The sequence below is a fragment of the Pelomonas sp. Root405 genome (assembly GCF_001425165.1).
Lineage (GTDB): Bacteria > Pseudomonadota > Gammaproteobacteria > Burkholderiales > Burkholderiaceae_C > Pelomonas.
In genome coordinates this window covers 53,377-68,239 of the sequence record NZ_LMDU01000017.1, presented here as the reverse complement: position 1 = coordinate 68,239, position 14,863 = coordinate 53,377, and the positions used below count along the sequence as shown (strand labels likewise).

14 protein-coding genes are annotated in these 14,863 nt (G+C 65.1%); 11 read left to right on the top strand and 3 right to left on the bottom strand.

Annotated features, from left to right (window positions below):
- Positions 1-4: 4 nt before the first annotated feature.
- The 3 genes from ASC81_RS27275 to ASC81_RS24675 all read right to left on the bottom strand — a co-directional run bounded on the left by ASC81_RS27275 (position 5) and on the right by ASC81_RS24675 (position 3,923).
- Positions 5-616 carry a hypothetical protein gene (locus ASC81_RS27275; RefSeq protein ID WP_156392418.1) on the bottom strand — a complete coding sequence of 204 codons (612 nt, stop codon included), beginning with the start codon at positions 614-616 and terminating at the stop codon, positions 5-7.
- Positions 617-1,058: 442 nt separating this feature from the next.
- Positions 1,059-1,718: a PEP-CTERM sorting domain-containing protein gene (locus tag ASC81_RS24680; RefSeq protein ID WP_162245963.1), complete on the bottom strand. Its 660-nt coding sequence runs from the start codon at positions 1,716-1,718 to the stop codon at positions 1,059-1,061.
- Positions 1,719-1,883: 165 nt separating this feature from the next.
- Complete coding sequence (locus tag ASC81_RS24675) at positions 1,884-3,923, bottom strand: M13 family metallopeptidase (RefSeq protein WP_056273569.1); 2,040 nt, start codon at positions 3,921-3,923, stop codon at positions 1,884-1,886.
- A 104-nt stretch (positions 3,924-4,027) separates the two neighbouring features.
- Between ASC81_RS24675 and pstS the strand changes: the two genes are divergently transcribed.
- The 11 genes from pstS to ASC81_RS24620 all read left to right on the top strand — a co-directional run bounded on the left by pstS (position 4,028) and on the right by ASC81_RS24620 (position 14,850).
- Positions 4,028-5,074, top strand: coding sequence for a phosphate ABC transporter substrate-binding protein PstS (pstS, locus tag ASC81_RS24670; RefSeq protein WP_056273566.1), 1,047 nt, complete (start codon positions 4,028-4,030; stop codon positions 5,072-5,074).
- A 23-nt stretch (positions 5,075-5,097) separates the two neighbouring features.
- On the top strand, positions 5,098-5,490 hold the full coding sequence (locus ASC81_RS24665; RefSeq protein WP_056273564.1) for a gamma-butyrobetaine hydroxylase-like domain-containing protein: 393 nt from the start codon (positions 5,098-5,100) through the stop codon (positions 5,488-5,490).
- A 5-nt stretch (positions 5,491-5,495) separates the two neighbouring features.
- On the top strand, positions 5,496-6,227 hold the full coding sequence (ubiE, locus tag ASC81_RS24660) for a bifunctional demethylmenaquinone methyltransferase/2-methoxy-6-polyprenyl-1,4-benzoquinol methylase UbiE (protein WP_056273559.1): 732 nt from the start codon (positions 5,496-5,498) through the stop codon (positions 6,225-6,227).
- A gap of 225 nt (positions 6,228-6,452) precedes the next feature.
- Positions 6,453-7,451, top strand: coding sequence for an EpsD family peptidyl-prolyl cis-trans isomerase (locus tag ASC81_RS24655; RefSeq protein WP_056273556.1), 999 nt, complete (start codon positions 6,453-6,455; stop codon positions 7,449-7,451).
- A 5-nt stretch (positions 7,452-7,456) separates the two neighbouring features.
- The gene (gene epsE, locus ASC81_RS24650; RefSeq protein ID WP_235533766.1) at positions 7,457-8,287 is read left to right on the top strand and encodes a polysaccharide export protein EpsE; all 831 of its coding nucleotides are present in this window, start codon (positions 7,457-7,459) and stop codon (positions 8,285-8,287) included.
- Between the two features lie 16 nt (positions 8,288-8,303).
- Positions 8,304-9,731 (top strand): chain length determinant protein EpsF, encoded by a 1,428-nt coding sequence (epsF, locus tag ASC81_RS24645; protein WP_056273554.1) that lies wholly within the window; start codon positions 8,304-8,306, stop codon positions 9,729-9,731.
- A gap of 23 nt (positions 9,732-9,754) precedes the next feature.
- Positions 9,755-10,630, top strand: a complete 876-nt coding sequence (locus tag ASC81_RS24640) for a polysaccharide biosynthesis tyrosine autokinase (protein ID WP_235533765.1) — start codon at positions 9,755-9,757, stop codon at positions 10,628-10,630.
- Between the two features lie 22 nt (positions 10,631-10,652).
- The gene (gene xrtB, locus ASC81_RS24635; protein WP_056273550.1) at positions 10,653-11,522 is read left to right on the top strand and encodes an exosortase B; all 870 of its coding nucleotides are present in this window, start codon (positions 10,653-10,655) and stop codon (positions 11,520-11,522) included.
- Positions 11,519-12,247: an exosortase-associated protein EpsI, B-type gene (epsI, locus tag ASC81_RS24630; RefSeq protein WP_082536807.1), complete on the top strand. Its 729-nt coding sequence runs from the start codon at positions 11,519-11,521 to the stop codon at positions 12,245-12,247. The genes xrtB and epsI overlap by 4 nt, the downstream gene beginning before the upstream one ends.
- A gap of 59 nt (positions 12,248-12,306) precedes the next feature.
- Entirely contained in the window at positions 12,307-13,593 is a 1,287-nt protein-coding gene (locus tag ASC81_RS24625) for a lipopolysaccharide biosynthesis protein (protein ID WP_082536806.1), read from the top strand.
- Between the two features lie 27 nt (positions 13,594-13,620).
- Entirely contained in the window at positions 13,621-14,850 is a 1,230-nt protein-coding gene (locus ASC81_RS24620; protein ID WP_056273546.1) for a Coenzyme F420 hydrogenase/dehydrogenase, beta subunit C-terminal domain, read from the top strand.
- Positions 14,851-14,863 lie beyond the last annotated feature (13 nt).

The window sequence follows — 14,863 nt, the reverse complement described above, 5'->3', positions numbered from 1 at the left end:
CGCGTCAAGCTGTGCGCCTTCGACGTCCCGTGAGCCATCCAACCATGCCCAAACCACCAGCCAGCATCGCAGCGGCGTCCAATTCTGGAACAGGCGCCGCGTGCCATTCGAGGGCGAGATGGGGCAGGTCGCCCGTCCTGGTCCAGGTGCCAGGATTCGCACCGTTGTAGTACAAGAATTCAGGCGTGATCCACTTGGCCGCAACCGCGCTGTCAGTCGTGTTGTCGGGGGGGGGTGCAGAAGGACCCGGATTAAATCTCGTGGTCATGCCTATATAGCCGTCGACCAGATAGCTGAAAGTTGCAAGATTCCAGTCTGTGACGTTGCCAGCTGCGTCGGTCTTGAAGAAGAAATCGGCTTGAGTGCCTAAGGTCGACTTCGTCAGTTCAACCGTTCCGTACGGCGCCAGACCCTTCTTTCCGATGACCCAATTTAGCAGCTGGGTTCCATTGTCGGAAAACTCGAGCTTCGCGTAGATTCCTGACTCCACGAAGCCATTCCACGGCTCTCCATCGAAGCGCATTGGATTGCCTTGATAGCTGTAGACAACTGCCCCATTGGCGCTTATTGCGCTCAATGTGAGACAGGCGACCGTAAGCCATGGCGTAAGTTTCATCGCAGTAGTCCCTGGTTGGTAAACGGGACAGCAGTGTTTTACTAACCCTTTGGTTGAGCGATCCCTAGATGACCAGTTGTCGCTGGCCCAAGCGCCACGTTCAGACGTTAACGCCCTCCCTCCGGACGATCTGCCCGCCCTTTTGCTCCATGGAAGCTGGACGCGTGTCACCAGACGGTGAACGCCGCCACCATCGCGCTGCCGGCTTGCTGCTGAACGTCGGTGCGCACGGGGCGTGTTGCTCATCGACGTCGGCACCTGTTACTTGGCTGGTGATTAATCAGCAACTCGTCGCGGACCTTGGTGAGGCAGACCAGCACGTTGCTGGTGAACAAGCGCTTTGCCGGCGTGCAGCCGCGAGTGCCGCTGTGCTTCGGGAAACCGGTGCGAAGCAGCCGGCCGTAATCCGAGGGCCGCTTCCGTCTGAGAACCCCGTCAAAGCTTACGTGCCACTCGGGCGGCTTAAGCGGATCGAGATGATCGACAAGCCCATCATCAGCAGCAGCACCGTTGTCGGCTCAGGGACCAGCGCGACGTCCACACGAAACGCGGGTGCAGTGGCGGACGAACTCAAATGCCATGTGTCCGATCCGGGAGGGGTCAACGGTGAATGCAAGATCGCCAGTGGGGCATTGACGCCAAACGTGTTGAACATCCACGCTGCCTCGGTAGCTGGCTCGATGGCCTCAATGCTGAACCAGTAGTTCGTTCCGGCAGACAGTGCGACGCCGATTCCTTGGAACGACACCTTTTGTACTTCGCGCTCGTTCGAGGCCGATACCAATGCTTGCCCCAGCACCGAGCCGGGCAGGCCAGCACTGTCAGCGCGTAGCTGGAAGTAGATTGGCGTGGCTGCGTCGTCCAAGCGCCATATCGCAGCGGAAAGCTCCGAGACCGTCCCCGACGCCAGCGAGGTGAACTGCGCGGCCGGGAGATTGTTGAAATCGAGCGACCCGTTCGCCCCGCCCCCTATGTTCCATCCGGCGTATGGGTCGAAGATGCCCGACGGGCCCATGGTATCGAACGCGATCGTCGAAGCCTTCGCAGTGCCAAGGCTGACGGCGAGCGCCACAGCCGCCCCTGCGAACGCAAGCTTCTTCATGAAGAGCCTCTCTTTCTCATCCGTGCCTCGGCTGAGGAGATCCATGTCGCAGCGCCGCCTTCGTAGCTCGCCTGTGGCCAAGACTAGCATCCAACGAGGCTCATCGGACGCTCGCTAAACAGCCCGGCCGGAATCAGCCGCCGCGCGGCGGTGGATGCGCCGACTTCACCAGACCGTCAGCGGGTCGGGCGCCACCATGCCGCTCCCGGCCTTGCACGAGAACGCCTGCGCGAAATACGGCGTATTGCTCATCGGTGTCAGCACCCGGTACTTGGCTGGCGAATGGCTGTCCGTGCGGATCTGGTTGATCAGGAACTCATTGCGGACCTTGGTGCGCCAGACCAGCGCGTTGCTGATGAAGAAGCGCTGGGCCGGCGTGTAGCCATCGATCTTCTTGTCCGCCGTACCGCTGCGCTTGAGCGCGCGCTGCAGGCCCTCGTAAGCGATGGGGAGACCTGAGATGTCCGAGATGTTCTCGCCCAGCGTCAGCCGGCCGTTGATGGTGTAGCCCGGCAGCGGCGAGATGGCGGCATAGCGCTCGGCCACCTTGTCGGCGCGGGCCTTGTAGCCGGCCGCGTCCGTCGACGTCCACCAGTCGGTCAGCGAGCCGCCGGCGTCAAAGTTGCGGCCGCTGTCGTCGAAGTGGTGGGTGATCTCGTGGCCGATGACCATGCCGATGCCACCGTAGTTCGTCGCGTCGTCGGCCGTCGCTGAGAAGAAGGGCGGCTGCAGGATGCCGGCGGGGAAGATGATCTGGTTGAGCCCGCCAGCGAAGGCGTTGACGATGTGCGGGCTGATGCGCCAGCGGCCGCGGTCCACCGGCGCGTCCAGATCCTTCATCTGGCGTTCGCTGTGCCACAGCGCCGTCTTAAGCCAGTTGCCAGCGTAGTCGGTGCTGTTGAGCTGCAAGCCTTCGTACAGCGGCCACTTCTCGGGCGCGCCAATCACCGGCTGCATGGCGGCCAGCTTTTCCAGGGCCTTGGCCTTGGTCGGCGGCGTCATCCATTCAAGCTTCTCGATGCGTTCCTTCATGCTGGCGCGGATGTCTTCCACCAGCAGCAGCGAGCGACGCTGCGCCTCGGGCGAGAAGGCGCGAGCGACGAAGAGTTCGCCCAGCGCCAGCGCCACCGGCTCGGTGCCGGTGCGGCCGCCAATCTGCAAGATGACGCTCTCGTTGCGCGGCGGCGGTGCCTGCAGCCCGGTGATGGCCTTGCCGCGGTATTCGAATGATGCGTTCGCATACGCCTTTGGCAGTCTCGGCGCGGTCGTGTCGAGCACGCGCAGCGCCAAATAGCTGCGCCAGACCTCCAGCGGCGTCTCGGCCGCCAGCTTGGCCACGCGCGTGGCGAACTCGGGCTGGCCGACGAGGAGGCGTTGCGGCATCTTGGCGCCGGCCGTCAGCACGGCCAGGTAGGCGCTCCAGTCCAGGCCGGGCGCGACGGTGGCTAGCTCGGCCGGGCTCATCGGGTTGTAGTTGGCGTTGGGGTCGCGCAGTCGGGCGCGCTCGCGGCTGACCTCGGCAAGCTGGGTCTCAAACGCCATCAGCGCGTCCAGCTCGGCATCACCGTTTGGGCGGCCCGAGGTGCCCAGCAGGGTCTTGGCAAACGCCCGGTAGGCGGCGCTAACGCTGCGGGTGCGCTCGTCGCTGCGGAAGTAATCGTCACGGTCTGGCAGGCCCAGACCCGACTGGCTGAGGCTCAGCACATGGCGGCGCGTGTCCTTGCGGTCGGGCTGCACGCTGTAACCCAGCGGCGCGCTGACGCCGCTGCGGGCCAGCAGGGCCAGCAGCGTAGGCAGATCCTCGCGTCGCTGCAGGCCGTCGATGCGGTTGAGCAACGGCGTGATCGACGACAGCCCGCGCGCCTCGATGGCGGCTTCGTCCATGCCGCTGGAGAAATACGCTGCAATGAGCTTGAGGCCGGGGGTCGTCTGCAGGGTGGGCTTGTCGGCCAGTTCCTTGAGCGCCTTCTCCAGCAGTGCGTCGTTCGCCTGGCGCAGCTGCTCGAAGCTGCCGATGCGGGCGCGGCTGGCGGGCAGCTCGGTAGCGGCCTCCCAGTTGCCGTTGACGAATGCGTAGAAGTCGTCGCAGGGCTGCACCTCCTTGGACAGGCCGCTCAGATCGAGGGCCTGGCTGGTGGTGACAGTGGCGGCCAGGCTGAGCAGGGTCGCTGCTTTGGCCAGGCGGTGGCGGTTGAATCGCGTCATGGAGGAAGAGGCGAGCGGTGGAAACGTGAGATTAGAGCGCCGCCCCGCCATGCCAGCAGGAAGACACAGGGCATCATTGAGGGTTTCTACCAAGCCGTCTGGCCATGCCCTTTCCCCTTCGTCTGATCTTGGCGCCCGTCGCCGCGTTGCTGCTGTCCACCACGGCATTTGCCCAGCCCGTGCAAGGGCAGGGCGCCTCTTTCCCGTCCAAGGTTTATGACGCTTGGGCGCGCGCCTTCCAGCAGGCGGGCGGAGGCGCAGTGACTTACAAGGCAACCGGCTCGGGGGACGGCATCAAGCAGATCAGCGCCCGCCAAGTCGATTTCGGCGGCACCGACGCGCCGCTTCCCGCCGCCGAGCTGGCCAGGCAGAAGCTGGTGCAGATTCCCATGCTCGTCGGTGGCGTCGTGCCGGTCGTGAACCTGCCCGGCCTCGGTGCGCCACTGCAGCTTGACGGCGAACTGCTGGCAGACATCTTCCTGGGCCGCGTCAAGCTCTGGAGCGACGCGCGCATCGCTGCGCTCAATCCGGGCGCCAGCCTGCCGGCCTGGCCGATCAAGCGCGTCGTGCGTGCCGACAAGTCGGGCACCAGCGACGGCTTCAGCCGCTACCTGGCCGGCGTTTCGGAGCGATTCAAGACCGAGGCCGGGGCCGGCCAGGCGCCGGCCTGGCCCGGCGAGCCGCTGAAGGCCGACGGCAACGACGGCATGGTGCAGGCGCTGCGGGCCACGGCGGGCGGCATCGCCTATGTGTCCTATGACCGCGTGCTGCGTGACAAGTTGGCTGCGGTGAAGCTGCGCAATGCGGCCGGCCGTTTCGTGGCGCCATCCGAGCGAGGCTTCAGCGCCGCGGTGCTGGAGAGCGACATGCACCGCCAGGGCGACGACCTGGCAACGTTGCTCAACCGGCCGGGTGCCGACGCCTGGCCGATCACGCTGACCAGTTTTGCCCTCGTCGACGCCGAGCCTGCGACCGGCGCCAAAGCGCTGGGTGCGCTGAAGTTCCTTTACTGGTGCTTCATGCACGGCGACGCCCTGACGCGCGGTTCCGGTTTTGCGCCTCTTCCCACCAACGTGCAGTCGCGCCTTGCCGCACGCTTCACGCAGGTGCGTCCCAAGGACGGGCAACTGCCGGCCTACCAGTCGTTCTGAGCTTCGCCACCTACACTGCCGGAATGGCATCGCCCACCGAGCTCACCGTCCACCAGCACTCGCGCGTGCTGGAGATCGCCTTCGACGATGGCGCGCGCTTTCGCATCCCGTTCGAGCTGATGCGGGTCTACAGCCCGTCCGCTGAAGTCATGGGCCACGGCCCGGGTCAGGAGACGCTGCAGACCGGCAAGCGCAGTGTCGTCGTCACCGGCATGGAGCCGGTCGGGCATTACGCCGTGCGACCGACGTTTTCCGACGGCCACGCCAGCGGACTGTTCACGTGGGACTATCTTTACAAGCTCGGCAGCCAGCAAGACCAGCTGTGGCGCGACTACGAAGCGCGCCTGGCTGCGGCCGGCAAGGTTCGCGATGAGCCGATGCCGGCCAAGGGCGGCGGCGCCTGCCACTCTCACTGAATCCCATGAGTCAAACGCATTTCGGTTTCAGCACCGTCGACGAGGACGAGAAGGCAACGAAGGTTCGCGGCGTCTTCGACTCCGTCGCCTCCAAGTACGACCTCATGAACGACGTCATGTCGGCCGGCCTGCACAGGGCATGGAAGGCCTACACCGTGCAGGTCGCCAACCTGAAGGCCGGCGAGCGGGCGCTGGACATTGCCGGCGGCACGGGTGACCTGTCGCGCGCCTTTGCCCGCAAAGTCGGCGAGACCGGCATGGTCGTCCACACAGACATCAACGAAGCCATGCTGCGCCAGGGCCGCGACCGGTTGCTGGATGAAGGCCTGATCCTGCCCACCAGCCTGGCCGACGCCGAGAAGCTGCCGTTCAAAAGCGAGAGCTTCGACCTGGTGAGTGTCGCGTTCGGCCTGCGCAACATGACGCACAAGGACCTTGCCCTGGCCGAGATGTGCCGCGTGCTCAAGCCGGGCGGCCGCCTGCTGGTGCTGGAGTTCTCCCGCATCGCCGAGCCGCTGCGCAAGCCCTACGACTGGTACTCCTTCAACATCTTGCCCAAGCTGGGTTCGCTGTTTGCTGGTGATGCTGAAAGCTACCGCTATCTGGCCGAGTCCATCCGCATGCACCCCGACCAGGCCACGCTCAAGGCCATGATGAAGACGGCCGGCTTCGGCCACGTGGACGTGCACAACCTCAGCGCCGGCATCGTCGCCCTGCACGCCGGCATCAAGTGCTAACCAGCAAACGGACCGCGCCGTGACGGCGCTATCCTCGGCCGACTGAATTGCTCCCCCCAGAACGTGGGGGTCTCGGGAACTTCCGGCTTGATTTCGCTCTAACGCAGGCGGCTCACGAACCCAGTAATGGGGGCGTGGCGCCCACAGAAGCGACATATCGCACCACTACACTCGTTCGTTCACTGGGCGGGGAGCCCTTCCTCCACATAACAAGGACCTCATCAGATGGCAAAGCGACTCATCAATCACCGGGCCTCCCTGCTGCTGGCCATCGTCGCATCCGCGGCCTTGCTGACCGCCTGCGGTGGCGACAAGAGTGACAAAGCTTCCCAAACGGCGGCCAAGGTCAACAAGGAAGAGATCACCGTCCACCAGATCAATTTCGTGCTGCAGCGCCAGCCCGGCCTGAAGCCCGAACAGGCGGAGACGGCCAGCCGCCAAGTGCTGGAACGCCTGGTCGACCAGGAACTCGCGGTGCAGAAGGCCCAGGAGCAAAAGCTCGACCGCGACCCGCGCGTGGTGCAACAGATCGAGGCCGCCAAGCGCGAAATCATTGCGCGCGCCTACGCCGAGCGCGTCGGCGAGTCGGTCTCCAAGCCCAGCAACGACGAGATCGCCAAGTATTACAACGACAAGCCGGGCCTGTTCAAGGATCGCCGCATCTACAGCCTGCAAGAACTGCAGATCGAGGCCAAGCCCGAGCAGTTCGAAACCATCCGCGCCAAGCTGGCCGCGGCCAAGAACCTCAACGAGTTCGCCGAGTACCTGAAGTCGGCCGAGATGCGCTTCAACGGCAACCAGGCCGTGCGTGCAGCCGAGCAACTGCCGCTGGCCAGCCTGGACGCCATCTCCAAGATGAAAGACGGCGATTCGATGATCAGCCAGAACCCCAACGGGTTGACGGTGCTTTTCCTCGTTGGCTCGCGCAGCCAGCCTGTCGATGAGGTGCGCGCCCGCCCGGCCATCGAAGCCTTCTTGCTGAACCAGCGCAAGGCCGAGGCCGTGCAGAAGGACATCAAGGCACTGCGCGACACCTCCAAGATCGAATACGTCGGCAAGTTCGCCGAGCCCGCTCCTGCCGCAGCTGCTGCGACCCCGACGACGCCGGCTCCCCTGGCGCCTGCCGCTTCCGAAGTCCCGGTGTCTACAGCGCCGGTCGCTCCCGCGCCGGCAGCGAGTGGCCTGGATCCTGCTTCCATCTCCAAGGGCATGGGCCTGAAATGATGCGTATGAAAAAACTGCTTCTCGCCACCGTTCTCGGCCTGGCTGCCCTGGGCGCACAGGCTCAGACCGCGGCCACTCGGCCGGCAGCACTGGCCGCGGCCGTCTCGCCCGAGTACCGCCTCGGGTCTGGCGACGTCATCCGCATCATGGTCTACCAAAACCCGGACCTGACGCTCGAGACCCGCGTCTCCGAGACCGGCGTCATCAGCTTTCCGCTGTTGGGCAATGTGCGCATCGGCGGCCTCGGCGTCAGCGCGGCCGAGAAGCTCATCGCCGACGGCCTGAAGAACGGCAACTTCGTCAAGTCGCCCCAGGTCACCCTGACGCTGCTGCAGGTCAAGGGCAACCAGGCCAGCGTGCTCGGCCAGGTCAACCGGCCGGGCCGCTATCCCATCGAGACGGCCGACATGCGCGTGACCGATCTGCTGGCCAACGCCGGCGGCGTGGCCACGACCGGCGGCGACATGCTCGTGCTCAGCGGCGTCCGCAACGGCAAGCCCTTCCGCATGGAGATCGATCTTCCCAACGTCTTCAGCGCCGACCAGAACCGTGCCAACGACGTACTGATCCAGAACGGTGACGTGCTCTGGGTTGATCGCTCACCGCTTGTGTACATCTATGGTGAAGTGCAGCGGCCCGGCCCCTTCCGTCTGGAACGTGGCATGACGCTGATGCAGGCCCTGGCGGCCGGCGGTGGCCTGACCCAGCGTGGTACCGAGCGCGGCATTCGCGTGCACCGCAAGGGTGCTGACGGCAAGGTCCAGGTGATTCAGGCCGCGCTGGACGATGGCGTCAAGGACGGCGATGTCGTCTACGTCAAGGAAAGCCTGTTCTGATTTCCAGGGGCCACGCATGACATTCCGCCAATTCCTTTCGATCCTGGTTGCCCGCAAACGGCTGTTCATCGCCATCCTGCTGGGCGTCCTCATACCTGCTGTGGCGCTGAGCTTCCTGCTGCCCAAGCGCTACACCGCGGTGGCCAGCGTCGTGGTCGACGTCAAGCCCGATCCTCTGTCTGCCATCGCGTATCAGTCGCTGATGACGCCGGGCGTCATCGCCACGCAAATCGACATCCTTCAGAGCGAGCGCGTGGCACGCCGCGCAGTGCGCACGCTCCGGTTGACCGAAGTGCCGCAGGTCCGGCAGCAATGGCAAGAAGCGCAAAACGGTGAAGGCGACATCGAGACCTGGCTGATCGACCGCCTGCAGCGAGACCTCGACGTCAAGCCGGGCCGCGAAAGCAGTGTGATCAACGTGTCGTACGTTGCGCCGGACCCCAGGTTTGCCGCCGCGTTGGCCAACGCCTTCGTGCAGGCCTACATCGAAACCTCGGTCGAGCTGCGTGTCGACCCCGCCAAGCAGTACAGCAGCTTCTTTGACAGTCGCGCCAAGGAGGCGCGTGAGGCCCTCGAGAAAGCACAGAGCAAGCTCAGCGCTTTCCAGAACGAGCATGGCCTCATCATGACGGATGAGCGTCTGGACGTTGAGAACCAGCGACTCAACGAGATTTCCAGCCAGCTCGTCATGGTGCAGTCGCTGTCTGCCGAAGCCAGCAGCCGCCAGGCCCAGGCCAACGCCGGCTCCGGCGACAAGATGTTCGAGATCACCAGCAACCCGGTGGTTGCATCGCTGCGTGCGGACATGTCGCGCTCTGAAGCGCGCCTGCAGGAGATCAGCGCACGCCTGGGTGACAAGAATCCCCAGGTCATCGAGCTGAAGGCGAGCATCAACGAGCTGCGCCAGCGCATCGATGCCGAGGTCAAGCGTCTGACCGCGGGCGTCGGCATCAGCGGCAACATCAGTCGCCAGCGCGAGGCACAGCTGCGGGCTGACCTGGAGGCGCAGCGCGCCAAGGTGCTCAAGCTGAAGCAGGTGCGGGACGAGGGCGCGGTCATCACCCGGGAAATCGAGAACGCGCAGCGCAACTACGACAACATCATGCAGCGCCAGTCGGTGACCAGCATCGAGAGTCAGGCAACCTCCAGCAATGCCAGCGTCCTCACCTCGGCGTCGGCGCCCATCGAGGCCTCTTTCCCGAAGATCCCGCTCAACATCGCGCTGGGCATCTTCGTTGGCGCCCTGCTGGCGGTCGGCGTGGTCATGGCTGCCGAGCTGCGCGACCGTCGTGTGCGCGAGATTGATGACATTCAAGAACTGCTGGGTCTTTCGATCATCGGCGTGCTGCCAGGTCCGAAATCCAAGCGCTCGATTGGGTTCGCTGCTGGCGGGGCGCAACGCCAGCGACTTCTCGGCTCCGCGCCTGTGTCCAAAGCCGCCTGACGAGTCGACCAATGCAAAACAACATGAGCAGCCGTTCCGCAGAAGAGGTCCGTCCCTCGGCCCTGCATGACCGATCCATCGGCGACATCATTGCCGAAGCCAACAACCTCACCACCGAACAGGTGGAGCGCATCCTGGCCCACCAGAAGTCGCACGGCCTGCGCTTCGGCGAGGCGGCCGTGTCGCTCGGGCTGGCCAAGGGCGAGGATGTGCTGTGGGCGCTGAGCCAGCAGTTCCACTATCCCTATGCCGCCGGCGGCGGGCCGGCGCCCAACGATGAACTCGTGCTGGCTGCCAAACCGTTCAGCGACCAGGCCGAGTCTTTCCGTGTGCTGCGCAGCCAGATCAACATGAAGCTCTACCCGGCCGATGCGCCGCGGCGGGCCATTGCGGTGATCAGCGCGGACGACGGGGACGGCAAGACCTTCTTTGCCGCCAACCTCGCCATTGCATTCAGTCAGCTGGGTGGCCGCACCTTGCTGGTAGACGGCGACATGCGCAGCCCGCGACAGCACGAAATCTTCGGGCTGGAAAACAGCTCCGGCTTGTCGGGCATCCTGTCGGGACGTTCCGAAACCAATGTGATCCGGCCCATCCGCGATTTGCCGAGCCTCTTCGTGATGCCGGTCGGCACTTTGCCGCCCAACCCGACGGAGTTGGTCGAGCGCCCCGCGTTTGCGCTGCTGATGCGTGAGCTGGTGTCCAAGTTCGATCACGTCATCGTCGATACGCCGGCCGCCATCCACGGCGCCGACTACGCCGTCATCGCGGCGCGTTGTGGCGCGGCGCTGGCCATTGCGCGCAAGGGTGTAACCCGCGTCACCGCGTTGAATGGTCTCGTCGCCGCGCTGGGCAATACGCCTACCGAAGTCGCAGGCGTCGTCATGAACGAGTATTGAGGTGTCGACCTTGGGGATTTCAATGGTTCCGGCGCGCGGCAGTCGGGCAGCGCTGGTTCCCTGGCTGGTAGCTGGCCTCGGCCTGCTCGCGCTGTATGTGCCGACGCTGATCAGCCTGTTCAGCACCATCTGGGCTTCCGATGCCCAGGGCCATGGCCCCATCGTGCTGGGCATCAGCATCTGGTTGATCTATCGGCGCTGGCCCCAGCTCATGGACACCAGTACGGCGCAGCCGAGGCCGGGGCTTGCCTGGCCCTTGTTCGTCATCGCGGCCTTCCTGTACGCGGTCGGGCGCTCCCAGGGCATCTGGGTCTTCGAGGTCGGCTCTGCCATCCTCGTCGTCTCGGCCATCGTGCTGCTGCTGCGCGGCACTGCCCATGTGCGGCTGATTGCCTTCGCGCTGTTCTTCATGCTCTTCATGATCCCGCTGCCGGGTGCCATCGTTGATGCGCTGACGCAGCCGATGAAGATGGCCGTCTCCTACGTGGCCGAGAGCATGCTCCATGCAGTTGGCTACCCGATCAGCCGCAGTGGCGTCATCCTGCAGATCGGCCCCTACCAACTGCTTGTTGCCGATGCCTGCGCCGGCCTGCACACGCTGTTCACGCTGGAGGCCTTGGGCCTGCTCTACCTGAACATCGTTCGGCACTCCTCCTTGTTCCGCAACATCGCATTGGCCATCCTGATCGTCCCGATCAGCTTTGCAGCCAATGTCATCCGGGTGTGCACGCTGACGCTGATCACCTACTACTTTGGTGACGAGGCCGGACAGGGTTTCCTGCATGGATTCGCCGGCATGGTGCTGTTCATCAGCGCTTTGCTGCTCATCATCGCGACGGACGGCATGCTGCGCTTCGGTACGCGGCGGGTCACTGAGAAGGGGCACGCATGAGCGAAGCCATCAAACCAAGTGGCGAACTTTCTGTCGAGGGCCAGACCCGTCGCGCCGCGATCGCCAGCCTCCTGATGGGAGCTGCGGCAATCGCTGCGTGGCGCCTGACGCCCACGCAGCGAATGGCCAGCCTGCATGGCGAGATGAACCTCGAAAGCATGATCCCGAAGCAATTCGGCGAATGGCAAGTCGACCTCACCGTCACGGGCGGTGTGGTCAACCCGCAGCAGGAAGAACTGCTCAAGCAGCTCTACAGCCAGATCCTCTCGCGCACCTACATCAATCGAGTGGGCCAGCGCGTGATGCTGTCCATCGCCTATGGCAACGACCAGCGCGACGGGCTGCAGCTTCACTATCCCGAGGTCTGCTACCCGGCCCAGGGCTTCCGCCTCGCCGCTAACAGCAAGGTCGAGCTGAAGCTGGCCGGGGCCACCATCCCGGCAAGACGCCTCGAAACTGTTTTCGGCAACCAGCGCTACGAGCCGGTCACCTACTGGACCGTCATCGGTGAGACCGCCGTACTCGGGGGTATCGACAAGAAGCTCGCGGAGATGCGCTACGGCTTCCGCGACCTGATCCCTGACGGCCTGCTGTTTCGCGTGTCGTCGATTGATCGCGACACCAATGCAGCTTTCGCACTGCAAGACCAGTTCTCGAACGCGCTGCTCCAGGCCATCCCCGAAGGCGTCAGAGGACGATTCGCCGGCGTAGACCATATCGCCTGACGTTTCGCGCTCCAGTTTCTTAACGCTTCTACCGGCCCTCGCCGCAGCCGTGCTTCCGCATGTCTATCGTCCGCAATCTTGCCCTGATGGGGACCAGCACTGCCATGCGCCTAGGCTTTGGCATGCTGACCTTCGTCGTCATGGCGCGCATGCTCGGGCCGACGCAGTTCGGTCTTGTCATGCTCTGGTTGTCGGTCGCCACGCTGTTGGCGCTGCTGGCCAACTACGGGCTCACTCCCTTCCTGCTGCGTGAGATCGGCGCCGCGCCCGACCGGGCCGGCGAAGTCATGGCCGAGGTGCTGTCGGCCAAGCTGCTGCTGACCGTCGTTGTGCTGCTCATCGCATGCGCAGCGCTGCCATGGCTGCAGCCCAGCTCGCGCACCATCTTCCTGCTCCTGCTGGGCGCCCAGCTGGCCGATGCGCTGACCGAATTCCTGAATGTCGGCTTTCGGGCGACGAACCGGTTCGCCGACGAAACCCGCATCGCTTCCGTAGCCGTGCTGCTCCAGTGCGCCATCGTCACCTTGGCGCTCTGGTGGATGGCAACGCCCGTGATGGCCGCGCTCGCTTTCCTGGTATCGCGCCTGTCCGTGCTGCTGTTGACCTGGCTGGCGCAGCAGCGCTACTTCGCGGCCTTGCGGCCAGCGACGCTTTCGGTAGCCTGGGCGCGCATTCGCTCAACGCGTGCCTACGCCGTCGACTTCGGCCTGCAAAGCCTGCTGGGGCAAATCGACAGTGTCGTGCTGAACCACTTCGCCGGCCCCGCGGCAGTCGGTATCTACCAGGCCGGCATGCGCCTCTTCAACGGGGGCGCGCAGGCCGCCGGTGTGCTCGCGAACGTTTTCCTGCCGCGCGCTGCGGCTGCGGCAGGTGCTGCCGACGATGGCCGCAGTCTGCGCAAGGAGTCGGTTCGCATCCAGTGGGCCTTTGTCGCTGTCGGGCTGCTGTTCGGCCTCGCCCTTTGCGCCCTGGCCGAGCCCCTGGTCGCGCTGCTTTTCGGTAAGCAGTACCTCGGCCTGGTGGCGCTCATGCCCTGGTTCGGCCTGCTGTTCTTCGTCCGCTTCTTCGCGTCGTCCTGGGGCGTGCTGCTCACCTCGGCCGGTGCCCAGCGCTTTCGCGCTGCCATCAACGCCGTGCACTGGGTCTTCATTGGCGCACTCAGCCTGGTCGTCGTGCCCCGCCATGGCGTCGCCGGCTGGCTCATCTGCCTCACTGCAGGCAATGCGTTGCTGGCCGTCGCCTATGTGTGGCGTGGCAGGCAGCTCTCAGGCGCCGGCTGGCGCCAACCCGCTCTGGCCACGCTCGCGCTGGCCAGCTTCTTGCCTTTCCTTCATGTGCCGCGGTAGACGCCGTGCCTCCACGTTTGACGCTCCATGTCCGCTGACGTCTCCCTGATACCGAACGTCGTTCAGAACGGCCTGTGTGCCGGCTGCGGCCTTTGCGCTTCCGTCGCCACGCCCGGCGTCATCCAGATGCGCATCAGCAGCCAGGGCTATCTGCGGCCCCAGCAGCGCGGCGCTCTCAGTGACGAACAGACCCGCGTGCTCGCCGACGCCTGCCCTGGCGCCCATGTCGCGCATGCTCCGACACAGGCGGGCCAGCCTGACTACCACCCGCTTTGGGGCCCGCTCGTCGGCGTGCGAGCCGGCCATTCGCTCGATCCCGAAATCCGTCGGCAGGGCTCCTCCGGCGGCGGCATCTCTGCTGTCGCAGCCTGGTTGCTCGAAACCGGCCAGGTCGACTTCGTCGCGCAGATCGCCGTCAGTGGTGACGACCCGCTGCGCAACGACCTGCAGATCAGTAACAGCCGGGCCGACATCCTCGCCGCAGCGGGATCGCGTTACGCACCGTCGGCGCCTTTGGCCGACCTGCGTCAACTGCTGGAGCGTGGCCAGCGCTTCGCCTTTGTCGGCAAGCCCTGTGACGTTGCCGCACTGCGCAGTTACGGCCGTCATGACGCCCGCGTCGGCGAGCTGGTGGTCGCCATGATCTCCTTCATGTGCGCCGGCATCCCGAGCCTCCACGGCACTCACGAACTCCTCGCAAAGCTCGGTGCCGACCGGCACCAGCTCAAAAGCTTCCGCTACCGCGGAGACGGCTGGCCCGGCATGGCGCGCGCCGTCCAGCACGACGGCCAGGTCTTCGAGACCGACTACAACAGCTCCTGGGGCACCGTGCTCAACAAGCACCTGCAGTTCCGCTGCAAGATCTGCCCCGACGGTACCGGCGAGTTCGCCGACATCGTCTGCGCCGACGCCTGGTACGGCAAGGACGGCTATCCCGACTTCGCCGAGCGCGACGGCCGCAGCCTCATCCTCAGCCGCACCGCCCGCGGCGAAAGCCTCATCCAGGCCGCAATGGCCGCCGGCGCCCTGTCGGCCGACCCGCTGCCCGTCGACGACATCGCCCGCATGCAGCCCTACCAGGTCAACCGCAAGCAAATGGTGCTGGGCCGCGTCATCGCCACCTGGCTGGCCCGACGCCAGGCGCCACGCTACCGCCGCCTGGCCCTGCTGCGCAACGCATTGAACGCACGCAAAGTCGAATGGTTGAGAAACGCGTGGGGCACCTTGCGCCGCGCCAAAGGTGAGTCCCCGTTGTGAATCAGAAAACCTC

Excerpts from the sequence above, each read along its gene's own strand:
- ASC81_RS24625 (WP_082536806.1), top strand. The coding sequence starts at position 12,307 with ATGTCTATCGTCCGCAATCTTGCCCTGATGGGGACCAGCACTGCCATG.
- epsE (WP_235533766.1), top strand. The coding sequence starts at position 7,457 with ATGAAAAAACTGCTTCTCGCCACCGTTCTCGGCCTGGCTGCCCTGGGC.
- ubiE (WP_056273559.1), top strand. The coding sequence starts at position 5,496 with ATGAGTCAAACGCATTTCGGTTTCAGCACCGTCGACGAGGACGAGAAG.
- ASC81_RS24640 (WP_235533765.1), top strand. The coding sequence starts at position 9,755 with ATGAGCAGCCGTTCCGCAGAAGAGGTCCGTCCCTCGGCCCTGCATGAC.
- ASC81_RS27275 (WP_156392418.1), bottom strand. The coding sequence starts at position 616 with ATGAAACTTACGCCATGGCTTACGGTCGCCTGTCTCACATTGAGCGCA.
- ASC81_RS24675 (WP_056273569.1), bottom strand. The coding sequence starts at position 3,923 with ATGACGCGATTCAACCGCCACCGCCTGGCCAAAGCAGCGACCCTGCTC.
- epsI (WP_082536807.1), top strand. The coding sequence starts at position 11,519 with ATGAGCGAAGCCATCAAACCAAGTGGCGAACTTTCTGTCGAGGGCCAG.
- ASC81_RS24655 (WP_056273556.1), top strand. The coding sequence starts at position 6,453 with ATGGCAAAGCGACTCATCAATCACCGGGCCTCCCTGCTGCTGGCCATC.
- epsF (WP_056273554.1), top strand. The coding sequence starts at position 8,304 with ATGACATTCCGCCAATTCCTTTCGATCCTGGTTGCCCGCAAACGGCTG.
- ASC81_RS24620 (WP_056273546.1), top strand. The coding sequence starts at position 13,621 with ATGTCCGCTGACGTCTCCCTGATACCGAACGTCGTTCAGAACGGCCTG.
- ASC81_RS24665 (WP_056273564.1), top strand. The coding sequence starts at position 5,098 with ATGGCATCGCCCACCGAGCTCACCGTCCACCAGCACTCGCGCGTGCTG.
- xrtB (WP_056273550.1), top strand. The coding sequence starts at position 10,653 with ATGGTTCCGGCGCGCGGCAGTCGGGCAGCGCTGGTTCCCTGGCTGGTA.
- ASC81_RS24680 (WP_162245963.1), bottom strand. The coding sequence starts at position 1,718 with ATGAAGAAGCTTGCGTTCGCAGGGGCGGCTGTGGCGCTCGCCGTCAGC.
- pstS (WP_056273566.1), top strand. The coding sequence starts at position 4,028 with ATGCCCTTTCCCCTTCGTCTGATCTTGGCGCCCGTCGCCGCGTTGCTG.